Source organism: Pseudomonas sp. ICMP 460, from assembly GCF_002723595.1.
In the GTDB taxonomy this organism is placed as follows: Bacteria; Pseudomonadota; Gammaproteobacteria; order Pseudomonadales; family Pseudomonadaceae; genus Aquipseudomonas; species Aquipseudomonas kitaguniensis.
The window spans coordinates 59453-82544 of record NZ_LKBR01000079.1 but is presented as its reverse complement, the minus strand read 5'-3'; the positions used below and the strand labels follow the sequence as shown (position 1 = coordinate 82544).

Sequence of the window (23092 nt, the reverse complement as noted above, 5' to 3'; positions counted from 1 at the left end):
CAGCTGTTAAATCTCTTTAGACCCTTATGCAGCCCAGTTGCAAAAGGATTGTGTTCTATTGGCACGCATTCTGCTGACCTTCTCGTATACAACTTGAGCCGCCTCCCGTATGCACACGGTTACGGGAGCGCAGGCCGGTATTTCGAGGAGCCACGCGATGACCGAACACTTGCCCAACGGCTACAGCCCGCGCCTGTACAACAAAGACCTTGGCCCACTGCCGCAAAAGTGGACCTGGTACAACATTTTTGCCTTCTGGATGAGCGACGTGCACAGCGTCGGCGGCTATGTGTTCGCCGCCAGCCTGTTCGCCCTCGGGCTGGCCAGTTGGCAGGTGTTGATCGCGTTGCTCGCGGGCATTTGCATTGTGCAGGTGATCGCCAATCTGGTCGCCAAACCCAGCCAGCAGGCTGCCGTACCCTATCCGGTGATTTGCCGGCTGGCATTCGGTGTGTTCGGGGCGAATATTCCGGCAGTGATCCGTGGCCTGATCGCCGTGGCCTGGTACGGTATTCAGACCTACTTGGCGTCGAGTGCCTTGATCATCGTGGTGCTGCGATTTTTCCCACAAATGGCGGCGTACGCAGAACCGCATTTCGCAGGATTATCCTACTTGGGCTGGTTTGGCTTTCTCAGCTTGTGGGCAGTGCAGGCTGCGGTGTTCTGGGCGGGTATGGAGTCCATCCGCCGCTTTATCGACTGGGCGGGCCCGCTGGTCTATGCCGTGATGTTTGCCCTGGCAGGCTGGATTGTGTTCAAGGCCGGCTGGGCGAATATCAGCTTTACCCTGTCGGAAAAATCGCTGTCGGGCTGGCAGGCCTTTGGCCAAGTGGTTGTAGCGACAGCGCTGGTGGTGTCGTACTTCTCTGGCCCTACGTTGAATTTCGGTGATTTCAGCCGCTACTGCCGCAGCATGCAAGACGTGCGACGCGGTAACTTCTGGGGGCTGCCGGTGAATTTCCTGGCGTTCTCGCTGGTCACCGTGGTGATCGTCTCGGGCACGTTGCCGGTGTTCGGTGAAATGCTGCATGACCCGATCGCCACGGTGTCGCGCATCGACAACAGCGTGGCGGTATTACTCGGCGCGTTTGCCTTTGTCACAGCGACCATCGGCATCAATATCGTCGCCAATTTTGTATCGCCGGCATTCGACTTCGCCAACGTCGCGCCGAGCAAAATCAGCTGGCGTGCGGGCGGCATGATCGCGGCCGTGGCGTCGATCTTTATCACGCCGTGGAACCTGTTTAACAACCCGCTGATGATCCACTACACCCTGGATATCCTGGCCGCGTTTATCGGGCCGTTGTTCGGCATCCTGCTGGTGGACTTCTACCTGATCAAAAAGCAGCAGATCGATGTGGCTGCGCTGTTCGATGACAGCCCCAACGGCCGCTATTATTTCGACGGCGGGGTCAACTGGACGGCGGTTAAAGCGCTGGTTCCCGCGACGCTGGTGGGCGTCGCCATTACCTTCACACCGGCGTTGCAGGGCATGGCCAACTTCGCCTGGTTTACCGGGTGCTTCCTCGGTGGGCTATTTTTTCTGTTGCTGGCGCGCCGAGAACAGGTGCGCGTAGCCGCGCCGCTGGTGGTCGGCTGACAGCAGCGGCAGGGCGCAGTAACACCGCGCCCGCCAGCAACAGGCCTGCGCCTGCAACCAGCAAAGCCGGTTGCAGGCCGCCGCTCAGATGGCTGCTCACCGAGGCGAGCAGCGAGCCGCTCAACTGGCCGATGGCAAAGCTCGCGGTCAACAGCCCGGTGCTGCGCTGATAGCCGTGCGGCGCTATATCTCGCAAGCGTTGCATCACCAGCATCATGCACGCCAGAAACGGCGCACCGCACAGCAACACGCCCAACGCCAGGCCCCAGCCATTGCCCAGCAGGCAGGCGAATACGCCGACCGCTTGCAGCCATAACGTTGTCATCAGCCAGCGACGAGTGCTCTGTGGACTCTTGCGGCGCAGGCTCACCACCACCACGCCAAGCGCCGCGGCCAAGCCAAAGCATGGCCAGAACAAATCCGCCTGCCACGCGCCGTCGAACTGCGCAGTGGCCATCTGTGACAGGAAGGTCGCCGGGATGATGTAGCCCAAGCCGTACAGGAAATAAACCCAGCACAGGTGCGCGATGCTTTGATTGCTGCCGACGCTGGAGGCGGGTGCGCTATTAACGGTCGGCTGCGGCAAGAAAGGCAGGATCGCCAACAGCATGACCAACGCCACCACCCCATACACCAGCCACAACGTTGCAGAGCTTTGCCCCAGCACATTCGAGCCCAGCGCCAGCAACCCGGTCAGCACAATCCCCAACCCGGGCCCGGCAAACACCAATGCACCCAAGCGTGGCCGCCCTGCGGCAATCGCCAGCGGCTGGCTCAAACTGGTGATCATCACCAATGCCCACGCACTGGCGACACCGGTGCCAAAACGCAGCAACAGATGCGGCCAGAACCCGTTGGCCCAATACGATGCCAGGGTCAGTAGCACGCAGAGCCACAGCCCGCCGTACAGGCGGCCACGCACATGCTGGTGGCTGCGCGCAAAAGTCGAGTCCACGGCACCCACAAAATAGCCCAGGTAATTGGCGGCGGCGATCAGCCCGGCGCCGGTCAGGTCGATTTGCCCTTCGCTGAGCAAATGCGGCATTTGCGGGGTGAGGGCGAAGCGGCCAATGCCCATGGCCATCATCAGCGCGATAAAACTCGCGAGTAAACGAATAAGCGGTGACATGCTCAGGTTTCCTGTGTGCAAGCGAAGACCGTCAGCCTAAAACGCTTTGACTTTCTGTAAAAATGAATAATAGTTAGTAACTTGTTCAGTTTTGGAGAAAGGTATGGAGTTCAGTCAATTGCGGATTTTCCAGGCCGTGGCGCAAGAGGGCTCCATCACACGCGCTGCCGAGCGCCTGCATCGCGTGCCCTCGAACCTGTCGACACGCCTCAAGCAGATGGAGGAGCAACTCGGCGTCGAGTTGTTCGTGCGTGAGCGCCAGCGTTTGCAGCTTTCTCCTGCGGGCAAGGTGCTGCTCGACTACAGCGCCCGCTTGCTTGCGTTGCATGACGAAGCCTGCGGCGCGGTGCAGGGTGGGCAACCGGCCGGCGACTTTGTGTTGGGCAGCATGTACAGCACCGCCGCGATTCATTTACCCAAGCTGTTGGCGCGTTATCACAAGGCTTATCCGAAGGTGAACTTGCAGGTGCAAATGGCGCCCAGTGGTGAACTGCTGGAAGGTTTAATCACCGGGCGTCTGGATGCGGCGCTGGTGGATGGCCCGCTGACCATCGCCACCCTGGACGGCGTGCCGCTGTGCGAAGAGCGCCTGGTGCTGATTTGCGAGGCGGATCACCCACCCGTGCGCGGGCCTCAGGATGTTGCCGGGCGCTCGGTGTTCACCTTCCGCCGCAGTTGCGCCTATCGCACGCGGCTGGAGGCGTGGTTTTCGCACGAGCACGTGGCCATGGGCCGGGCGATTGAGATCGAGTCTTATCAGGGCATGCTCGCCTGCGTGATTGCCGGTTCTGGGGTGGCGTTGATGTCCCAATCCATGCTCGACAGCCTGCCAGGCAAGGACGGCGTGTCCGTTCATCCGCTGACAGGGCCTTTTGCTACTGCGACCACCTGGCTGATGTGGCGAAAGGGTATGCTCGGCGCTAACCTCAATGCATGGATTGACCTGCAGCGCGAAGGCAACGCCGATGTGCTGTAGGACGCGCGCGCGATTGCTTGAACGATCCGTCAGGATTTGAATCAATTCAGTAATAGTTCGTTGTGGTTTCGTTCAAGCATTGCGTAGGACTTAGGGCTACTATCTGTACGAAGCGGCGACATTTCGTAAGGCTGCATAGCCACCGCCGACCCGCACTACCCTCAAAGGGGGCAACCATGAAAGACAAAATTCAAAACTGGCTCCATGACCTCGGCGTTGCGCTGGGCTTGATTGAGCCGCCGCTGCAACCTGTGCCGATTCGCACGGACGACGAGCAGCGCAGGCCGCGTCGCAGGTAAGCGCAGGTCGAAACAGGCGTTGAGGTGGGCACTGGCTTTTGTGGGAGCCAGCCTGCCTGCGATAGCATCACCTCGGTCTGCCTGATGCACCGAGGCGCCTGAATCGCCGGCAAGCACGGCTCCCGCACACACACCTGGCTTCCACATAAGCCTGCTCTTATAGTTGTATTCCTGAAATTCATGTCCAGACCTCAATGCTCCCGCTGCCTCAGGCCCGTCACCCATTGTTTGTGCCCGCTGATCCCCACTCTCGACAGTCGCACCCGCGTGTTGCTCTTGCAGCACCCGAGTGAGGTTAACCATGCGCTGAATACCGCGCGGCTGGCCGCGTTGGGGTTGAACAATGCGCAGTTGGTGGTGGGTGAGGTGTTCGAGGACCTGCCGACCTTGTTGAACCCACCCGGCTATCAAGCGTGGCTGTTGTTTCCGTCTGACGATGCGCTGCCGCTGCAAACGTATGTACCCGGCGACCCGCCGCTGTTGCTGGTGGTGCCCGACGGCACGTGGCGCAAGGCGCGCAAACTCTTGCACCTCAACCCATTGTTGGCGGCCTTGCCCCGCGTCACGCTGGCCGAGGGCGCGGCGTCCCGCTACCGGCTGCGCAAGGCGCCGGGGCCAGGGGCGTTGTCGACGGTGGAGGCGATCGTACAAGCCTTGCAGGTGCTGGAAGCGCCGGTGTCTTTCGAACCCTTGCTCGCGCCGTTCGATGCCCTGATCGACGGCCAGATCGCAGCCATGGGACCTGCGGTGTTCCAGAAAAACCACGGCTGACAAGGGCTGTCAGCCTGCTTATTCCTTTAAGCCATAAGCACCGCACTTTGCGTGATATGGCCTGCCAGTCTTTCCCGGTATGATGTTCGCCCCCGCAGTCTGGATTGCGAATACGCCATGACCTTGCAGTACCCTACAATCGCCGATTGCGTCGGCAACACGCCCCTGGTCCGCTTGCAACGCATGGCGGGTGAAACCAGCAATACCCTGTTGCTCAAGCTTGAGGGAAACAACCCGGCCGGTTCCGTCAAGGACCGCCCGGCGCTGTCGATGATCACCCGCGCCGAGCTGCGCGGGCAGATCAAACCCGGCGACACCCTGATCGAAGCCACCTCGGGTAACACCGGCATCGCCCTGGCCATGGCCGCGGCGATCAAGGGTTATAAGATGGTGCTGATCATGCCCGACAACGGCAGCGCCGAGCGCAAGGCGGCGATGACCGCTTACGGCGCCGAGTTGGTGCTGGTTACCCAGGAAGAGGGCATGGAAGGCGCCCGCGACCTCGCCGAGCGCATGGCGGCCGAAGGCCGTGGCCAAGTGCTCGACCAGTTCGCCAACGGCGACAATCCCGAGGCGCATTACACCTCCACCGGCCCCGAAATCTGGCGTCAGACCCACGGCAGCATTACTCATTTCGTCAGCTCCATGGGCACCACCGGCACCATCATGGGCAATTCGCGCTACCTCAAGGAGCAGAACCCGGCGATTCAGATTGTCGGCCTGCAACCGATGGAAGGCGCGTCCATCCCCGGCATTCGCCGCTGGCCGCAAGAGTACCTGCCGAAGATCTACGAGGCCGTGCGCGTGGACCGCATCATCGACATGGCCCAGCGTGAAGCCGAAGACACCACCCGCCGGTTGGCGCGTGAAGAAGGCATCTTCTGCGGTGTGTCTGCCGGTGGTGCCGTGGCAGGTATGTTGCGTTTGTCTAAAGAACTGGAAAACGCGGTGATCGTCGGGATCATCTGTGACCGTGGCGACCGTTACCTGTCGACCGGCATTTTCGACGAACCCAACTGATGGCCAAGCACGAGAGAGGCCTGCGTTTCCAGCCTACGGGCGGCAGCCGGGCGCCACAGATTCCGGTGGGCAAAAAACAACGCCTGAGCATCGAGCGTTTGGCCAACGATGGGCGCGGCATTGTTTTTTTTGAAGGCCGCACCTGGTTTGTGAACGGCGCGCTGGCCGGCGAAGAAGTCGAAGCGCGGGTATTGGGCGCCCACGGCAAAGTGGTCGAAGCGCGCACCGAGCGTGTGTTCAAGGCCAGTGAGTTACGCCGCCCGGCGCCGTGCGCGCACTTTGGCCGCTGCGGCGGTTGCAGCGTGCAGCACCTGCCCCAAGACGAACAACTCGCCCTGAAACAGCGCATGCTCGCCGAGCAACTGTCTCGCGTGGCCGGTGTCGAACCGCAAGAGTGGGCCGCACCTTTAAGCGGGCCGGAATTTGCCTACCGTCGCCGTGCCCGCGTGGCCGTGCGTTGGGACGCGAAGGCCAGGCAACTGGAAGTGGGTTTTCGCGCGGTGGCCAGCCAGGACATCATCGCCATCGATGATTGCCCGGTGCTGGTACAGGCCTTGCAACCGCTCATGCAGCGTTTGCCGAACATGCTGCGCCGCTTGAGCAAACCTCAGGCGCTGGGGCATGTGGAGCTATTCAGCGGTTCGTCGATTGCGGTGTTGTTGCGGCATATGTCGCCATTGTCGGACGCCGACCTGCTGATACTCAAAGAATTCTGCGCCTTCCATGAAGCCCAATTGTGGCTGCATGGCGAAGGCCAGCCGGAACCGGTCGAGGCGCATACCGCGTTGGGTTATCGGTTGGATCAGTGGGGCCTGGAACTGGCCTATCGGCCGGGCGATTTTGTACAAGTGAATGCCGCCGTCAACGCGGCAATGATCGCCCAGGCGCTGGAATGGCTTGCGCCGCAGCCTGATGAGCGGGTGCTGGACTTGTTCTGCGGGCTCGGCAATTTTGCCCTGCCATTGGCAAAACAGGCGCGTGAAGTGGTGGCGGTGGAAGGTGTGCAAGCCATGGTGGATCGGGCCGCACTCAACGCCATCAGCAATAATTTGCATCACAATGTAGAGTTTTTTCAGGCCGATTTGTCTCAGCCTTTGAGCGACGCGCAGTGGGCCAAACAGGGCTTTTCTGCGGTACTCTTGGACCCACCGCGTGATGGTGCGCTGGAGGTTGTGCGCAAGCTTGCGACCCTTGGGGCCAAGCGCGTGGTGTATGTGTCCTGCAACCCGGCCACGCTGGCGCGGGACACGGTTGAGTTGGTCAAGCAAGGCTACCGGCTAAAACGTGCCGGGATCCTCGACATGTTTCCGCAAACGGCACACGTCGAGGCCATGGCGTTATTTGAAGCGGGCTAGGATGCCCGTTTAATCCGACTGGCCTGTAGTCTCCTGGGCTGTGACCTGTCAGGGAACGTGCGTAGCCTAAGGTTGCAAAGCAGGTCAGCGATGTTTTTTGGCGCATTCAAGGTGCGTCGTAGGGAAGGTAAGCAAGATGGTACAGGTGAGAGCACACCAGCCGATCAACACCGACGGCAGTATCAATCTCGAGGCATGGCTGGATCATGCCGTCAGTGTCGACCCGGCACTGGACCGTGAAGCCTTGAAGGCCGCTTGCGAGTTCGCGCGTGAGTCCGAGCAGCAAAATAATGCGGCCAAGAATCTCTGGGCCGAAGGCACGTCAAGTTTTCGCACCGGGTTGGAAATCGCCGAGATCCTCGCCGATCTCAAGCTCGACCAGGATTCGCTGATCGCCGCCGTGCTCTATCGCGGCGTTCGCGAAGGGCATATCGCGTTGCCATTGGTCAGCCAGCGTTTCGGCACCGTGGTGGCCAAGCTGATCGACGGCGTGCTGCGCATGGCCGCCATCAGTGCCAGCCTCAGCCCGCGCCAATCGATGGTGCTGGGCACCCAGGGCCAAGTCGAAAACCTGCGCAAAATGCTCGTGGCGATGGTCGACGACGTGCGTGTCGCGCTGATCAAACTGGCTGAGCGTACCTGCGCGATTCGCGCGGTGAAGACCGCCGACGACGAAAAGCGCAACCGTGTGGCCCGCGAAGTGTTCGATATTTACGCGCCGCTGGCACACCGCCTGGGCATCGGCCATATCAAGTGGGAGCTGGAGGACTTGTCCTTCCGCTACCTCGAACCCGATCAATACAAACAGATTGCCACGCTGCTGCACGAGCGGCGGCTCGACCGCGAGCGCTTTATCAGCGACGTGATGGGCCAGTTGCGTTCCGAGTTGCAGGCCACCGGCGTCGAAGCCGACATCAGTGGCCGCGCCAAACACATCTATTCCATCTGGCGCAAAATGCAGCGCAAGGGCCTGGCCTTCAGCCAGATCTACGACGTGCGTGCCGTGCGCGTGCTGGTGCCGGAGATGCGCGATTGCTATACCGCGCTGGGCATCGTCCACACCTTGTGGCGGCATATTCCCAAGGAGTTTGACGACTACATCGCCAACCCCAAGGAAAACGGCTACCGCTCGTTGCACACCGCGGTCATCGGCCCCGAGGGCAAGGTGCTCGAAGTGCAGATCCGCACCCACGCCATGCACGAAGAGGCAGAGCTGGGCGTTTGCGCGCACTGGCGCTACAAGGGCACCGACGTCAAGGCCGGCTCCAACCAGTACGAAGAGAAAATTTCCTGGCTGCGCCAAGTGCTCGAATGGCACGAAGAACTTGGCGACATCGGCGGCCTGGCCGAGCAATTGCGCGTGGACATCGAGCCCGACCGGGTTTACATCTTCACCCCCGACGGCCACGCCATCGACTTGCCCAAAGGCTCTACGCCGCTGGACTTTGCCTACCGCGTGCACACCGAAATCGGTCACAACTGCCGGGGCGCCAAGATCAACGGGCGCATCGTGCCGCTCAACTACAGCCTGCAGACCGGCGAACAGGTCGAGATCATCACCAGCAAACACGGCACGCCGAGCCGCGACTGGCTGAACCCGAACCTGGGCTACATCACCACGTCGCGGGCACGTGCGAAGATCGTTCATTGGTTCAAATTGCAGGCGCGCGACCAGAACGTCGCCGCCGGTAAAACCTTGCTTGAGCGTGAACTGGGCCGTTTGGGCCTGCCGCAAGTGGACTTCGACAAGCTGGCCGAAAAAGCCAACATGAAGATCGCCGAGGACATGTTCGCAGCCTTGGGCGCCGGCGACCTGCGCTTGGCGCAACTGGTCAACCTGGCGCAACAACTGGTCGAGCCGGAGCGCGGCAGCGAACAGTTGGAGCTGATCCCGCGTAAAGCCACCGGCTACAAACCGGGCAAGCGCGGCGACATTCAGATCCAGGGCGTGGGCAACTTGATGACGCAAATGGCCGGCTGCTGCCAGCCATTGCCGGGCGACGCCATTGTCGGTTACATCACCCAGGGCCGTGGCGTGAGTATTCACCGCCAGGACTGCGCCTCGGTGCTGCAGCTCGGCGGGCGCGAGCCGGAGCGCATCATCCAGGTCAGTTGGGGCCCGGTGCCGGTGCTCACCTACCCGGTGGACATCGTGATTCGTGCTTACGACCGTTCCGGTTTGCTGCGTGACGTTTCGCAAGTGCTGCTCAATGAGCGCATCAACGTGCTGGCGGTGAACACCCGCTCGAACAAAGAGGACAACACTGCATCGATGTCCTTGACCATCGAGATTCCTGGGCTGGACGCGTTGGGGCGCCTGCTGGGGCGGCTTTCGCAATTGCCGAACATCATCGAGACGCGGCGCAACCGTACGCCATGAAGTCCGACTGAAAGTGTGGGAACTCCCACACTTGAACAGTGGTGCTGCCAAAAATTCAGCAGAGATTGATTGATGTATTCACTTGAAGACCTGCTGCACCTGATGAGCCGCCTGCGCGACCCGCAATACGGTTGCCCGTGGGACATCAAGCAAACTTACGCGAGCATCGTGCCGCACACTCTGGAAGAAGCCTACGAAGTGGCCGATGCCATCGAGCGCGGCGACTTTGATCACCTGCAGGGTGAGCTGGGCGATTTGTTGTTTCAGGTGGTGTATTACAGCCAGTTGGCGCGCGAAGAAGGGCGTTTCGAATTTGCCGGGGTGATCGACAGCATCACGCGCAAACTTATTCGCCGGCATCCCCACGTGTTCCCGACGGGCGATTTGTACGCGCCGCTGGATAGTCCACAACTCAGTGAAGAACAGGTCAAGCAGCGCTGGGAGCAGATCAAGGCCGAAGAACGCGCCGAAAAATCCGCCGCACCGCAGCAACTTTCCCTGCTCGACGACGTGCCCATGGCCTTGCCATCACTATCGCGTGCCGCCAAATTGCAAAAGCGCGCCAGCCAGGTCGGCTTCGACTGGCCAGCGGCGTTGCCGGTGGTGGATAACGTGCGCGAAGAGCTCGATGAAGTGCTTGAAGCCATGGCTGATAACGACGCGGTGGCCATCGCCGATGAAGTCGGTGACCTGCTGTTTGCAGCGGTCAACCTGGCCCGCCACCTCAAGGTAGACCCGGAAGCTGCGCTGCGTGGCGCCAACGCCAAATTCGAACGACGTTTCCGATTTATCGAACAGGCATTGCGCGACACGCATCAACCCATAGAAGATTGCACCCTCGAAACGTTGGACGCCCTGTGGGGCGAAGCCAAACGCCAGGAACTAAGTGAGTAAGCACCATGAGCATTTCCCTTCGCGACCAGTTGCTCAAAGCAGGCCTGGTCAACCAAAAGCAGGCCAAGCAGGTCGGCAAAGAGAAGCAGAAGCAGCAGCGCCTGGTCCACAAGGGCCAGGTCGAGGCCGATGACACTCAGGCGCGTCAGGCTCAGCAAGCGCAGGCCGAGAAGGTCAAGCGTGACCAGGAACTGAACCGCCAGCAGCAGGAAAAAGCCGAGGCCAAGGCGCGCACGGCTCAGGTCAAGCAACTGATCGAGACCTCGCGCCTGCCCAAGCTGACCACCGAGGATTACTACAACTTCGTCGACGACAAGAAGGTCAAGCGCCTGTCGGTCAACACGCTGATGCGCAACAAGCTGAGCAACGGCTCGCTGGCGATTGTGCACCACGGCGGCAGTTACGAGGTGATCCCGCGTGAAGCGGCGCTGAAGATCCAGGAGCGCGCGCCGGAGCGTATCGTCCAGCTGAATGTCCTCACCGAAACCCAGGTGCCGGATGCAGATGATCCGTACGCCGCCTACCAGATCCCGGATGACTTGATGTGGTAAAGCGTTAAAAACAACAAACCCCGCTCAACAGGCGGGGTTTTTGTTTGCAGGCGGCCCTGGTTGGGAGCTTGTCGAACCGCAGCGGTACGACAAGCTCGCCACAACCGGGCGGCTGCGAGATTTCAAGTTTCAGGAGCTTTGTGCCTGGCGTTTCATTTCGAGGGTTTCCAGCTCGTTTTTATAATTATGAGCGTCGCTCTCGTTGTGAAACATGCCGACCAGCATGTCTTGTTGATGTACATCCCAGATGTGAATCCCATGGCCCAACGCTTCGTGGGACATATGTGCATCGTCGCGTTCAGTTACTTTTACAGTCATCTGCTTGCTCCAATCTCTGGTTGATCTGCGGCAAGTCGTCGCAGGCCTTTGTTATATGTTTTGTTAGCTTGCTAAGTAAACTGGTTTTGCGCGCAACTATTCATTGCAAAAAACGCAACAGTCCTACAGGCCGCATAAACCGCGACATTGCGTCGCAGGTGCTTGGCTTGTATGACAAAAGTTTCATGTTGAAGGCGCTCAAGTGTGGGAGCGGGCTTGCCCGCGATGGCATCAACTCGGTGTATCTGATGCTTCGAGGTGCCTGCATCGCGAGCAAGCCCGCTTCCACAAAAAAGCGTTTTGCTCCCGCCATTCAGGTCGCCTTTAGTGCAGGCGAAAAAAAGCCCCGCGTTCAGCGAGGCCCTTTCACGCATCAGTGCATCAGTTACCTTTGACAGCCTTGCCGTCAACGGTGCCGTCCAGCAGCATGATGTTGTATTCCTTACCGTCTGTTTCGACCTGGCGCAGGGCAACCAGAATGCCGCCCCAATCCTTGGCAAACCACATCTGGGTGATGCGCTTGCTTTGAGTTGGGTCACGCACACGCTCAACCTTGATAGCGTCGATGGTGCCGGCCTTGGTTTGGACCTTTTCGGGGCCGATTACACGGAAGTCGTAGGTGTCTACGTCTGTCCCTTCAACCACGTTGTAGCTCATGCTCTTTTTGCCCGCAGCCACATCACGCTGCAGCGCCAACTGGTAGGTCGACTTGTCGAGCATGCCGCTTTGCAGGGCGACGTTGACCGGGTCTTTGTTTTCAAAGCCGGTGACTTTATTAGCCGCCGGGTCGAAGTCCAGGTTGATCTTCTTCGACTTGCCCAGGCCGCCACGTTCGAAGCTATAGCTCACCGGCTGCAAGGTATCTTTGTCGAAACGGATGACGCTGGTTTCGGTGAGGCTGGCGATCATCATGGAAGCCTTGAAATTCAAGGTCCAGGAGCCGTTGTCATTTTTGGTCAGGCTGCGTTCGGCCGAACCACTCATGGGCAACTGCTTCCAGTCGGCCGTGTAGCTGGCGGAGAAAGGGTGAAGGTCTGCTGCTTGCACGGCAGGCAAGGCGAACAGCGCAAAAGCGAAGAGCAAGGCGCGACGCATAAAATCTCCTAGGTTCGAATCAAGTGGCCGCTGGCCGCGAGTAACTGACCGTCCAATAATGCACCCTGTTCGCCGAGAATCAATCGTCCTTCGGCAAACCAGCGAACAGCCAGCGGGTAAATCTTGTGTTCCTGGGTATGAACCCGTTGCGCAAGTGTCTGCGCTGAATCGTGTGACTCTACCGGAACCACTGCCTGTACGACCAGAGGCCCGCCATCGAGTTCCTCGGTCACAAAGTGCACGCTGCAGCCATGCTCGCTGTCGCCCGCGTCGAGCGCGCGCTGATGCGTGTGCATGCCTTTGTACTTGGGCAGCAGGGAAGGGTGGATATTCAGCAGGCGCCCTTCGTAGTGCCGCACGAAAGCAGCGCTGAGAATGCGCATGAAGCCTGCCAGTACCACGAGTTTGGGGTTGAAGGTGTCGATCAGCTCGACCAGGGCGCCGTCGAAGGCCTCGCGGCCGTCGAACGCCTTGTGGTCAAGCGAGCGGGTTTCGATACCCGCGTCCCTTGCGCGTTGCAAGCCGTAGGCGTCGCTGCGGTTGGAAATCACCGCAGCGATGCGCACCGGGCTGTCGCCGATGCGCGTGCTGTCGATCAGCGCCTGCAAGTTACTGCCGGTGCCGGACAGCAGCACCACGACATCACAGCGTGCAGGCATCTGCTCTGGCATCAGTGTGCCTTAAGGTTTTTCAGTTCAACCTGAGCCGCGCCTTCCGGTGCAGTTGCGATCTGGCCAATCACCCAAGGCTGCTCGCCGGCTTCACGCAGTACGTTCAGCGCGGTTTCAACGTGTTCCTGGGCCACGCAGATGACCATGCCCACGCCGCAGTTCAGCACGCGGTGCATTTCGGTTTCGTTGACGTTGCCTTGCGCTTGCAGCCAGTCGAAGACTGCCGGGCGCTGCCAGCTGGCCACGTCGACAATCGCCTGGGCGCCTTTTGGCAGCACGCGCGGGATGTTGTCGAGCAGGCCACCGCCGGTGATGTGGGCCATGGCTTTAACCGCGCCAGTGTCCTTGATCAGCTTGAGCAATGGCTTGACGTAGATACGCGTCGGGGCCATCAACAGGTCGGTCAGAGGCTTGCCGTCGAGCTGAATGGTTTCGATGTCGGCCCCGGACACTTCGATGATCTTGCGGATCAGCGAGTAACCGTTGGAGTGCGGGCCGGACGATGGCAGGGCGAGCAGGGCGTCACCGGCAGCGACTTTGGAGCCGTCGATGATTTCGGATTTTTCCACCACGCCGACGCAGAAGCCAGCCAGGTCGTAGTCTTCGCCTTCGTACATGCCTGGCATTTCAGCGGTTTCGCCGCCGACCAATGAGCAGCCCGACAGCTCGCAGCCAGCACCGATACCGGTCACTACCTGGGTCGCGGTTTCGACATTGAGCTTGCCGGTGGCGTAGTAATCGAGGAAGAACAGCGGCTCTGCGCCGCACACCACCAAGTCGTTAACGCACATGGCCACGAGGTCGATGCCGATGCTGTCGTGCTTGTTCAGGTTCAGTGCCAGGCGCAGCTTGGTGCCCACACCGTCGGTGCCGGAGACCAATACAGGCTGCTTGTAGCCGGCCGGGATTTCGCAGAGGGCGCCAAAACCGCCCAGGCCGCCCATGACTTCGGGGCGCGCAGTGCGCTTGGCGACGCTCTTGATGCGTTCGACCAATGCTTCACCGGCGTCGATGTCTACACCGGCGTCCTTGTAGCTCAGGGAGGGTTGCTTGCTCATGATCCAGGCCTTTAGGGGGGATTTCTGGGTTACGACCGGGTGGGCAGGCGCTTTTTGTAAAAGGCCCAGCCGTTGACGGTCTGCGAAGGCGCGCGATTTTATCAGGCTTGAGGGGCAGCGACCATCCTCGCGCCGACGGGCAGGGCCATATCGCTTAAAAAAGTGCGGGTTAAAAAAATCCTGATCGGGTCTGCTTTGGTGCGTATTAAGGTATAGCCTTTAACACGCTATCGTTATGACAGTGCTAAAACTTGCCGCGACCCTGTGAATGTTTTACCGGTTGCTGTGGTCACAGCCTTGCCAAACCGAGTTCACGCGGTCTGTTCCAGCCGCTAAATTTGTCGTTCGGGAATCTTCCATGCGTCTGTGTCAATTGTTCTTTGTAGGCTGCTTGTCGTTGGTCAGCCTGGCGAGTCACGCCGAAACCCTCAATGGCCTTTATCAAGTACTTGAACCGGTCACCAGCCAATCGCCGCAAGAGCGCGACCAAGCCACCCAGCGCGCCGTGCAAACCCTGGTGATTCGCCTCACTGGCGACGCCAAGGCCGCCGACGGCCCGGGCCTGGCGGCCATTCGCAAAGAGCCGCAGCAAATCATCAGCCAATACGGCTACGACGCCGGCCCGCCGGAAAGCCTGCAAGTAGATTTCGACCCGGTGAGCACCGATCGCGCCCTGCGTGAAGCGGGCCTGTCGATCTGGGGCAGTAATCGCCCGTCGATTCTCGGCTGGTGGCTTAACGACTCCACCGAAGGCAGCAGCCTGGTCGGTGATGGTCAGGCCGTTGCCGGCGCGTTGCGCCGCGCCGCGCAACACCGTGGTTTGCCGCTGCGCCTGCCGCTGGGTGACCTTGACGAACAGGTGGTCGCCACCGCCCCGAACCTTGAAAGTGCCGACGCAGCACCGCTGCGCGCAGCCTCCGAGCGCTACGGTGCTGACGCGTTGCTCGCCGTGCATGCGCGCCAGGAAGGCAACCAATGGCAGGCCAAATGGCGCTTGTGGCTGGGCGACAAGACTGAGCAGGGCACCGCGCAAGGCGCCGACACCGCCGCCGTGGCCGATGCCGTGTTGCTCGCGGTCAGCGAAAAGCTCGCGCCACGCTTTGCCGTCAAACCGGGCGTGAGTACCGAACAATTATTGGAAGTGCAGGGCATGAACCTGGAGCGCTACGCCGCCCTGAGTCATTTGCTCGAACCTTTTGGTGGCCAGCCGCAGTGGGTCGATGGCGATCGCATTGTGTATCGCGTCAACGGCAGCGCCGATCAGTTGCGTACGCAGTTGAGCCTGTCCAGGTTGCAGGAGGTGCCCGCGGGTGAGGCGTCAGCCCAACCGCCGCTGGCGGAAGGCGCACAACCGGCCGCCGCCCCTGAACCCCAGGCGCAATTGCGTTTTCGTTGGTAAATGTTCAGCTTTCTTCCTATATAGAAGCTGCAAGTAAATAAACAGGTGGAGTGGTGTATGGCGGATATGCGTCGTTGGGTGTGGCTTGGCGGGATTGTCCTGCTGTGCGGGTTTGTATTTTTGCTGCATTCGATACTCACGCCGTTTCTGGTCGCGTTGCTGCTCGCTTATCTGTTCGATCCCGTGGTGGATCGCCTGGAAAAACTCGGCATGTCACGCACCTGGGGTGTGGTGACGGTATTTGCCTTGTTCACGTTGATCATCACCGCACTGGTGTTGGTGCTGGTGCCGATGCTCGCCAAGCAACTGTTTCGCCTGTACGAGCTGGCGCCGCAAATGCTCGACTGGCTGCAGCACACGGCAATGCCGTGGGCCCAGTCCAAACTGGGGCTGGCGGATGGCTTCTGGAAGTTCGACAAGGTCAAGGCGGCGATCAGTGAACACATGGGCCAAACCACCGATATTGTCGGTGTGGTGCTCAGCCAGGCCACGGCCTCCAGCTTGGCGTTGATCGGGTGGCTGACCAACCTGGTGTTGATCCCGGTGGTGGCGTTCTACTTGCTGCGTGACTGGGACATCATGATGGCCAAGATCCGCAGCCTGTTGCCGCGCGACCGTGAAGAGCAAGTGGTCTCGCTGGCCGGTGAATGCCATGAAGTACTCGGCGCATTCGTGCGCGGCCAACTGCTGGTGATGCTCGCACTCGGCATCATCTACGCTGCAGGGTTGATGGCGATTGGTCTGGAGCTGGGGCTGTTGATCGGCTTGATCGCAGGCCTGGCTGCCATCGTGCCGTACATGGGCTTTGTGATCGGTATCGGCGCAGCGCTGGTGGCGGGGCTGTTCCAGTTTGGCGGCGACCTTTACCCGATGCTGGGGATTGTTGCGGTGTTCATGGTCGGCCAAGCGCTGGAAGGCATGGTGCTGACGCCATTGCTGGTGGGCGACCGAATTGGCTTGCACCCGGTTGCGGTGATTTTCGCGATCCTGGCCGGCGGTGAGCTGTTTGGTTTTACTGGCATTCTGCTCGCGCTGCCGGTAGCGGCGGTGATCATGGTGCTGGTGCGTCACGTGCACGATCTGTACAAAGATTCGGATGTATACACGGGTGTCGAAGACCCCGATCTGTAATCGCTGCATCACACACCCGGCTCAGGCCGGGTTTGTTGTTTCTGGAGCGGCGTGTCAAATAATTTGCGCAAATCCCCCAAGTTAACGCAAACCTTTGATTTTGCTTGTGGTCTGCTGCATTGTGCGCCCGGCGCCACGGGTATAAACTTTGCAAACTTCACACAGAGGCCACTAACGGTTCGTTTAGCGCCGTTCAGTCAGCATGAAACCGATTCAGCTGCCCTTGGGTGTGCGTCTGCGTGACGACGCCACCTTTATCAATTACTACCCAGGCGCCAATGCCGCTGCACTCGGCTATGTTGAGCGACTATGCGAAGCCGACGCCGGGTGGACTGAAAGCCTGATCTATCTGTGGGGCAAGCATGGCGTGGGGCGCACCCACCTGTTGCAGGCCGCGTGCCTGCGCTTTGAGCAAATGGGTGAGCCGGCGGTTTACCTGCCGTTGGCCGAGTTGATGGACCGTGGTATCGGCATCTTCGACAACCTTGAGCAATACGAGCTGGTTTGCCTGGACGATCTGCAGGCAATCGCCGGCAAGGCCGACTGGGAAGAAGCGCTGTTCCATCTGTTCAACCGCCTGCGTGACAGTGGCCGGCGCTTGTTGATCGCGGCCTCGACTTCACCGCGAGAGTTGCCGGTGAAGCTTGCGGACCTCAAATCGCGCCTGACCCTGGCGCTGATCTTCCAGATGCGCCCCTTGTCCGACGAAGACAAACTGCGTGCCTTGCAACTTCGAGCCTCGCGTCGCGGCCTGCACCTCACCGACGAAGTCGGGCACTTTATCCTCACCCGTGGCACCCGCAGCATGAGCGCACTGTTCGATTTGCTCGAACAGCTCGATCAAGCCTCTTTGCAGGCTCAGCGCAAGCTCACCATTCCGTTCCTCAAGGAAACCCTCGGCTGGTAGCCGGCCCTTGTATTTAAGCGCTTTGGGCAAATTCAAGGCACCCTGAAACCTGCGTTTGGGCCGGTTTGACCACACAAAAAGTGTGTAAAGGGTGTTAAGGGCTTAGATGTCATAGTCGAAACCAGAAGTCACATAGATCACGATTGAATTTGCAAATCGATGTGATAGTGGGCATAGTCTCGGCTTCTTTACACATCAGCCACGGTTGTGCCCATGCTAAATCGCTTCGCACCCCTCGTGCCTCTCGCACTCGTTACCCTGTTGTTTGGTTGCGCCTCCCACCCTCAACAGGTGGCTGAGCAGCAAAAAACCCAACAGTATTCCCAAGCAAAATTTGTCGCTGCGCAGTCTTCTACCGTTTATGACGAAGAAGTCTCGACTGAACGTGAACTGGCCGATTTCTCCGGCAGCAAGCCTTACCAGCTTCCGGTTCTGGCCGACAGCATCCTCGAACGTGGCATGTCCCTGATCGGTACCCGTTACCGTTTCGGCGGTACCTCTGAAGCCGGTTTCGACTGCAGTGGTTTTATCGGCTACCTGTTCCGTGAAGAGGCGGGCGTGAACCTGCCACGCTCGACGCGTGAAATGATCAACGTGAATGCACCGTTGGTCGCACGAAATAACCTCAAGCGCGGTGATCTGCTTTTCTTTAGTACCGCGGGCCGTGGTCGTGTCAGCCACGCCGCTATCTACTTGGGCGATAACCAGTTTATCCACTCCAGCAGCCGTCGCAGTGGCGGTGTTCGCATCGACAGCCTGGGTGACAGCTACTGGAGCAAAACCTTCATTGAGGCCAAGCGCGCACTCGCGATGGCCCCAGCGGCGGTTACCGCTAGTAAGTAAAGTTAAAGTGATACTTGAAGTTTGACGTGTAAGCGCTAGAATCCCTGGACATTGTTGTAATCCGTTCGCGCGAGCTTTGCTTGCGCGTTCTGGTTTTCAGCGTTCGGCAGCGAAAGCCGCATCCAGACCAGGATTGTTTTGCACATGTCGACCTCGGCCCGTCTCATCCTGCTTGTTTGCGCCGCGCTTCTGAGCGCCTGCGCAAGCCGCCCACCGCCGCCTGCGCCTGTCGCCGTCAAGCCCAAGCCGGTGTTCAACTATGCCACGCAGAATTTCTCGCCAGTTGCCGAAGACGTGCTCTTTCGTGCGCTGGGCCTGGTCGGCACGCCTTATCGCTGGGGCGGCAACACACCGGACGCGGGGTTTGATTGCAGTGGCCTGATCGGCTTCGTCTACCGTGACGCAGCGGGCATCTCCTTGCCGCGTACCACCCGGGAATTGATCGTGATGCGCGCTCAAGACGTCAGTGAACAAAACCTGCAGGCCGGTGATTTGCTGTTCTTCGCCACCGGTGGCGGCTCACGGGTCAGCCATGCAGCCATCTACGTGGGCGAGGGCCGCTTTGTGCACGCCCCGCAAACCGGCGGCACGGTAAAACTCGACACCTTGGCCAAGGCCTATTGGCAGAATGCCTACCTGGGCGCCAAGCGAGTGCTGCCTGCTAGCCTGGCGCGCAATCCCTAGACGCTATTGCACAGGTTCAAAGGTGGGAGGGGCTTGCCCCTCCCACCTTCAGTTTTGCAGGACGCTTGAGGCGGGCTATTTGGTCGCCGACACTCGCCACACCTTGTTCCCCACGTCATCCGCCACCAGCAAGTCCCCCTGCTGATCGATCACCACGCCCACCGGCCGGCCCATGGCTTTCTCGTCTTTGTCGAGGAACCCGGTCAGCACATCCACTGGCTGCCCTTTGGGTTGGCCAGCCTCAAACGGCACGAAGATCACCTTGTAGCCACTGTGCGGCTTGCGGTTCCACGAACCATGCTGGCCGATAAACGCGCCGTTGCTGAACTGCGCCGGCAGTTTGCTGCCCTCGGCAAAGGTCAGGCCTAACGAAGCGGTGTGCGGGCCTACTGCGTAATCCGGCGCGATTGCCTTGGCGACCATCTCCAGGTTTTGCGGGTTTACCCTCACATCTACATGCTGCCCGTAGTAGCTGAACGGCCAGCCATAGAATGCGCCATCCTTCACCGACGTGATGTAGTCCGGCACCAGGTCGCTGCCGATTTCATCGCGCTCATTCACGGCGGTCCACAGCTTGCCGCTTTGCGGTTCCCACGCCATGCCGTTGGGGTTGCGCAGGCCAGAGGCGAAAATGCGGTGTTGGCCGCTGGCGCGGTCGACTTCCCAGATCGCGGCCCGGCCTTGCTCGGCCTCCATGCCGTTCTCGCCGACGTTGCTGTTGGAGCCGACGCTCACGTACAGCTTGCTCCCGTCTTTGCTGGCCACCACGTTTTTTGTCCAGTGGTGGTTGATGCTGCCGCCGGGCAAGTCGACGACTTTGGCGCCGGCTGCGGTGATTGCGGTTTCGCCCGGCTGATACGGGAAGCGCAGCAATTTGTCTGCGTCGGCTACGTACAAGTCGTTGCCGACCAGGGTCATGCCGAACGGCGAGTTGAGATTCTGCAGGAACACCGTACGGGTCTCAGCGACGCCGTCGTGATCAGCATCGCGCAGCAGCGTGATGCGGTTCGGGCTCGGCACACCGGCGCCCGCGCGACCCATGACCTTCTCCATGACCCAGCCGCGAATGCCCTTGGAATCATCCGGCTTGGGCGGCGCGTTGGTTTCCGCTACCAGCACATCACCGTTAGGCAACACATACAGCCAGCGCGGGTGATCAAGGCCTTCGGCAAACGCCGCCACCTGAGTACCCGCCGCCGCGGTTGGCTTAACGCCGTCCGGCCAGCCGATAGCGGGGGCGATGTTCACGGTGGGGATCAGCGTTTTGTTCGGCGCAGGCAGTGTGGGCGAAGGCCCGGTGCCGTCCGAGACCTGCAGGGTTGAGCTTTCTCCGCAGGCGGCGAGGGTGCCTGCGACCATGATCAGTAAGGCGAGTCTTGTTTTTTGCATGGTTTTCTCCTGAATACCTGTAAGGGTAGAGGAGTGCGGCGATGCGATGGTTCAAGTGCAACGCCAGCTTTAATTGACGCTCCACCCCCAACCCACTACCCTTCGCGGCGTGTTCCAGGTGCTCTGTGGCCCATGTGCCGACAGAGTGAAACAGGGAAGCCGGTGAGTGAGCGCACTTGTACACAGTGCTGCCGCGATTCCGGCGCTGCCCCCGCAACGGTAAATGAGTCAAAGCGGTGCTTTTTGCCACTGTATCGTGCGCGATATGGGAAGGCGCGCCGTCGGCCTGTTCTGTCTCTATAAGAGCAAACGCGCCACTCATGAGCCCGGAGACCGGCCTGGATCATCCAACAGCATCACGGTGGGCGATGCTTGGCTGTCTGTATTTATTTTTCCTGCCCGCCGTTTTTGTCCAGCCCCAACGGAGCGCTGCCATGACCGATTCCCCCGACCGCGACGAACGCCACCTGGCGCGCATGCTGCGCAAAAAAGCCGTGATCGACGAGCGCATCGCCAATTCCCCCAATGAGTGCGGGTTGCTGCTGGTATTGACCGGCAACGGCAAGGGCAAGAGCAGCTCGGCCTTTGGCATGCTCGCCAGGGCGATGGGCCACGATCTGCAGTGCGGCGTGGTGCAGTTCATCAAAGGGCGCTTTAGTACCGGCGAGGAGATGTTCTTCCGTCGCTTCCCCGAGCAGGTGCGTTTTCACGTGATGGGCGAAGGCTTTACCTGGGAAACCCAAGACCGCCAGCGCGACATCGCCGCCGCCGAAGCCGCCTGGGCGGTTTCCCGCGAGATGCTGCAAGACCCGAGCATCGGCCTGGTGGTGCTGGACGAGCTGAATATCGCGCTCAAACACGGCTACCTCGACCTCGACCGCGTGCTCAGCGACCTGCAAGCGCGCCCGCCGATGCAGCATGTGGTGGTCACCGGCCGTGGTGCCAAGCCTGAAATGATCGAACTGGGCGATACCGTCACCGAAATGGGCATGCTCAAGCACGCGTTTCAGGCCGGTATCAAGGCACAGAAGGGCGTCGAACTTTGAATCAGCCCCGTCATTGCCCGGCCGTATTGATCGCCGCACCGGCGTCTGGCCAGGGCAAAACCACCGTCACTGCTGCTCTTGCGCGCTTGCACCGTAACTTGGGGCGCAAGGTTCGCGTGTTCAAATGCGGGCCGGACTTTCTCGACCCGATGATTCACGAGCGCGCCAGCGGTGCACCCGTGTATCAATTGGACATGTGGATGGTGGGCGAACAGGAAAGTCGCCGGTTGCTGTGGGAAGCGGCGGGCGAGGCCGATTTGATTCTGATCGAAGGCGTGATGGGCCTGTTCGACGGCACGCCTTCCAGTGCTGACCTGGCGCGCCACTTCGGCGTGCCGGTGCTCGGTGTGATCGACGGCACTGCCATGGCCCAAACCTTCGGCGCCCTGGCCCTGGGCCTGGCGCGTTACCAGCCAGACCTGCCGTTCGCGGGCGTGCTGGCCAACCGCGTCGGCACCCTGCGCCATGCGCAACTGCTCGAAGGCAGCCTCACCGAAGGCCTGCGCTGGTACGGCGCGTTGTCGCGTGAAACCGGAATTGAGTTACCCAGCCGCCATTTGGGGCTGGTGCAAGCCAGCGAATTGAATGACCTCGACGTGCGCCTGGACGCCGCCGCGCAGGCGCTGGGCAGCAGTTGTGAAGTCGCAGTACCGCCGCCGGTGACGTTTGCCGCGCCTGAAGTGGTCGAGGCCGAGCCGTTGTTGACGGGCGTGCGCATCGCCGTGGCCCGCGACGAAGCCTTCGCCTTCACCTACGGCGCCAGCCTGGATTTGTTGCGGGCGATGGGCGCTGAGTTGCACTTCTTTTCACCGATTCATGATCGCGCATTGCCTGAGGTCGACAGTCTCTATTTACCCGGTGGCTATCCGGAACTGCACCACCAGGCATTGTCGGAAAATACCTCGATGCTTGACGCCATTCGCCGCCACCACGTGGCCGGCAAACCGTTGCTCGCTGAATGCGGCGGCATGTTGTATTTGCTCGATTCGCTCACTGACGTCGATGGCAAACGTGCCGAACTGGTCGGCCTGCTGCAAGGCGATGCGGTGATGCAAAAGAAGCTCGCGGCGTTGGCCCTGCAAAGTGTGGAATTGCCGGAAGGCACGTTGCGTGGCCACACCTATCACCATTCCCTGACCAGCACCGAGTGGCAGCCGATCGCCCGTGGCCTGAGCCCGAATGGCGGGCGCGGCGCCGAGGCGGTGTACCGGCAGGGGCGGCTGACGGCTTCCTACGTGCATTTTTATTTCCCGTCCAACCCGAGCGCTGTGGCCGCATTGTTTGCGCCTGACCGCCAAGCCGCCATCGGGAGCAAGCCCCCTCCCACAATTGACCGAGTTGAACCGCCATCCACTGTGGAAGGGAGCAAGCCCCCTCCCACAATTGACCGAGTTGAACCGCCATCCACTGTGGAAGGGAGCAAGCCCCTTCCTACAAATGACCGAGTTGAACCGCCATCCACTGTGGAAGGGAGCAAGCCCCTTCCTACAAATGACCGAGTTGAACCGCCATCCACTGTGGAAGGTAGCAAACCCCTTCCTACAATTGACCGAGTTGAACCGCCATCCACTGTGGA

Annotated in this window: 21 protein-coding genes, 1 pseudogene and 1 riboswitch; of the genes and pseudogenes, 16 read left to right on the top strand and 6 right to left on the bottom strand. The window is 60.4% G+C overall.

Annotated elements, in window-relative coordinates; translation table 11 throughout:
- The first annotated feature begins 157 nt into the window (after window positions 1-157).
- Window positions 158-1600, top strand: coding sequence for an NCS1 family nucleobase:cation symporter-1 (locus tag AO240_RS26420; RefSeq protein ID WP_099240524.1), 1443 nt, complete (start codon window positions 158-160; stop codon window positions 1598-1600).
- On the opposite strand, the gene AO240_RS26415 is transcribed toward AO240_RS26420, so the two are convergent.
- Complete coding sequence (locus tag AO240_RS26415) at window positions 1512-2729, bottom strand: MFS transporter (RefSeq protein ID WP_099240521.1); 1218 nt, start codon at window positions 2727-2729, stop codon at window positions 1512-1514. The two genes, AO240_RS26420 and AO240_RS26415, sit on opposite strands and share 89 nt — an antisense overlap.
- A 103-nt stretch (window positions 2730-2832) precedes the next feature.
- Here AO240_RS26415 and AO240_RS26410 point away from each other — a divergent pair, with 103 nt between their 5' ends.
- The 8 genes from AO240_RS26410 to AO240_RS26375 all read left to right on the top strand — a co-directional run bounded on the left by AO240_RS26410 (window position 2833) and on the right by AO240_RS26375 (window position 10975).
- Window positions 2833-3705 carry a LysR family transcriptional regulator gene (locus tag AO240_RS26410; RefSeq protein WP_099240518.1) on the top strand — a complete coding sequence of 291 codons (873 nt, stop codon included), beginning with the start codon at window positions 2833-2835 and terminating at the stop codon, window positions 3703-3705.
- Window positions 3706-3881: 176 nt separating this feature from the next.
- The gene (locus AO240_RS29120) at window positions 3882-4004 is read left to right on the top strand and encodes a PA1414 family protein (protein ID WP_256586059.1); all 123 of its coding nucleotides are present in this window, start codon (window positions 3882-3884) and stop codon (window positions 4002-4004) included.
- Window positions 4005-4184: 180 nt separating this feature from the next.
- Window positions 4185-4775, top strand: coding sequence for a tRNA-uridine aminocarboxypropyltransferase (locus AO240_RS26400; RefSeq protein WP_099240511.1), 591 nt, complete (start codon window positions 4185-4187; stop codon window positions 4773-4775).
- Between the two features lie 117 nt (window positions 4776-4892).
- Complete coding sequence (cysM, locus tag AO240_RS26395; RefSeq protein ID WP_058412174.1) at window positions 4893-5795, top strand: cysteine synthase CysM; 903 nt, start codon at window positions 4893-4895, stop codon at window positions 5793-5795.
- Window positions 5795-7150, top strand: coding sequence for a 23S rRNA (uracil(1939)-C(5))-methyltransferase RlmD (rlmD, locus tag AO240_RS26390; protein ID WP_099240508.1), 1356 nt, complete (start codon window positions 5795-5797; stop codon window positions 7148-7150). The genes cysM and rlmD overlap by 1 nt, the downstream gene beginning before the upstream one ends.
- Window positions 7151-7286: 136 nt before the next feature.
- Complete coding sequence (gene relA / locus AO240_RS26385) at window positions 7287-9530, top strand: GTP diphosphokinase (protein ID WP_058412172.1); 2244 nt, start codon at window positions 7287-7289, stop codon at window positions 9528-9530.
- Between the two features lie 72 nt (window positions 9531-9602).
- Window positions 9603-10424 (top strand): nucleoside triphosphate pyrophosphohydrolase, encoded by an 822-nt coding sequence (gene mazG / locus AO240_RS26380; protein WP_099240505.1) that lies wholly within the window; start codon window positions 9603-9605, stop codon window positions 10422-10424.
- A 5-nt stretch (window positions 10425-10429) separates the two neighbouring features.
- The gene (locus AO240_RS26375; RefSeq protein ID WP_099240503.1) at window positions 10430-10975 is read left to right on the top strand and encodes a DUF2058 domain-containing protein; all 546 of its coding nucleotides are present in this window, start codon (window positions 10430-10432) and stop codon (window positions 10973-10975) included.
- A gap of 129 nt (window positions 10976-11104) precedes the next feature.
- Here AO240_RS26375 and AO240_RS26370 read toward each other — a convergent pair whose 3' ends face one another.
- The 4 genes from AO240_RS26370 to purM all read right to left on the bottom strand — a co-directional run bounded on the left by AO240_RS26370 (window position 11105) and on the right by purM (window position 14117).
- Window positions 11105-11293: a hypothetical protein gene (locus tag AO240_RS26370; RefSeq protein WP_099240501.1), complete on the bottom strand. Its 189-nt coding sequence runs from the start codon at window positions 11291-11293 to the stop codon at window positions 11105-11107.
- 381 nt (window positions 11294-11674) lie between these two features.
- Window positions 11675-12388, bottom strand: a complete 714-nt coding sequence (locus tag AO240_RS26360) for a DUF3108 domain-containing protein (protein WP_058412168.1) — start codon at window positions 12386-12388, stop codon at window positions 11675-11677.
- Window positions 12389-12396: 8 nt separating this feature from the next.
- The gene (gene purN, locus AO240_RS26355) at window positions 12397-13047 is read right to left on the bottom strand and encodes a phosphoribosylglycinamide formyltransferase (RefSeq protein WP_099240806.1); all 651 of its coding nucleotides are present in this window, start codon (window positions 13045-13047) and stop codon (window positions 12397-12399) included.
- Between the two features lie 11 nt (window positions 13048-13058).
- Window positions 13059-14117, bottom strand: a complete 1059-nt coding sequence (gene purM, locus AO240_RS26350; RefSeq protein ID WP_099240496.1) for a phosphoribosylformylglycinamidine cyclo-ligase — start codon at window positions 14115-14117, stop codon at window positions 13059-13061.
- Between the two features lie 358 nt (window positions 14118-14475).
- On the opposite strand from purM, the gene AO240_RS26345 reads away from it, so the two are divergent.
- From AO240_RS26345 to AO240_RS26325, 5 genes are all read left to right on the top strand, one after another.
- Complete coding sequence (locus AO240_RS26345; RefSeq protein WP_099240493.1) at window positions 14476-15516, top strand: DUF2066 domain-containing protein; 1041 nt, start codon at window positions 14476-14478, stop codon at window positions 15514-15516.
- Between the two features lie 57 nt (window positions 15517-15573).
- A complete protein-coding gene (locus AO240_RS26340) occupies window positions 15574-16647 on the top strand; it encodes an AI-2E family transporter (protein ID WP_058412165.1) in 1074 nt (357 codons plus the stop codon).
- 202 nt (window positions 16648-16849) lie between these two features.
- The gene (hda, locus tag AO240_RS26335; protein ID WP_032887783.1) at window positions 16850-17554 is read left to right on the top strand and encodes a DnaA regulatory inactivator Hda; all 705 of its coding nucleotides are present in this window, start codon (window positions 16850-16852) and stop codon (window positions 17552-17554) included.
- Between the two features lie 213 nt (window positions 17555-17767).
- Entirely contained in the window at window positions 17768-18397 is a 630-nt protein-coding gene (locus AO240_RS26330; RefSeq protein WP_099240490.1) for a C40 family peptidase, read from the top strand.
- 144 nt (window positions 18398-18541) lie between these two features.
- Entirely contained in the window at window positions 18542-19081 is a 540-nt protein-coding gene (locus tag AO240_RS26325) for a C40 family peptidase (protein WP_099240487.1), read from the top strand.
- A gap of 75 nt (window positions 19082-19156) precedes the next feature.
- Here the strand turns inward: AO240_RS26325 and AO240_RS26320 are convergent, their stop codons facing one another.
- The gene (locus AO240_RS26320) at window positions 19157-20470 is read right to left on the bottom strand and encodes a sorbosone dehydrogenase family protein (RefSeq protein WP_099240484.1); all 1314 of its coding nucleotides are present in this window, start codon (window positions 20468-20470) and stop codon (window positions 19157-19159) included.
- Between the two features lie 99 nt (window positions 20471-20569).
- Window positions 20570-20827: riboswitch (cobalamin riboswitch) on the top strand.
- 77 nt (window positions 20828-20904) lie between these two features.
- Between AO240_RS26320 and cobO the strand changes: the two genes are divergently transcribed.
- A complete protein-coding gene (gene cobO, locus AO240_RS26315; RefSeq protein WP_099240482.1) occupies window positions 20905-21516 on the top strand; it encodes a cob(I)yrinic acid a,c-diamide adenosyltransferase in 612 nt (203 codons plus the stop codon).
- Window positions 21513-22874, top strand: a pseudogene (locus AO240_RS26310) (cobyrinate a,c-diamide synthase); the annotation flags it as partial. The gene cobO and the pseudogene AO240_RS26310, both read left to right, overlap by 4 nt.
- Window positions 22875-23092 lie beyond the last annotated feature (218 nt).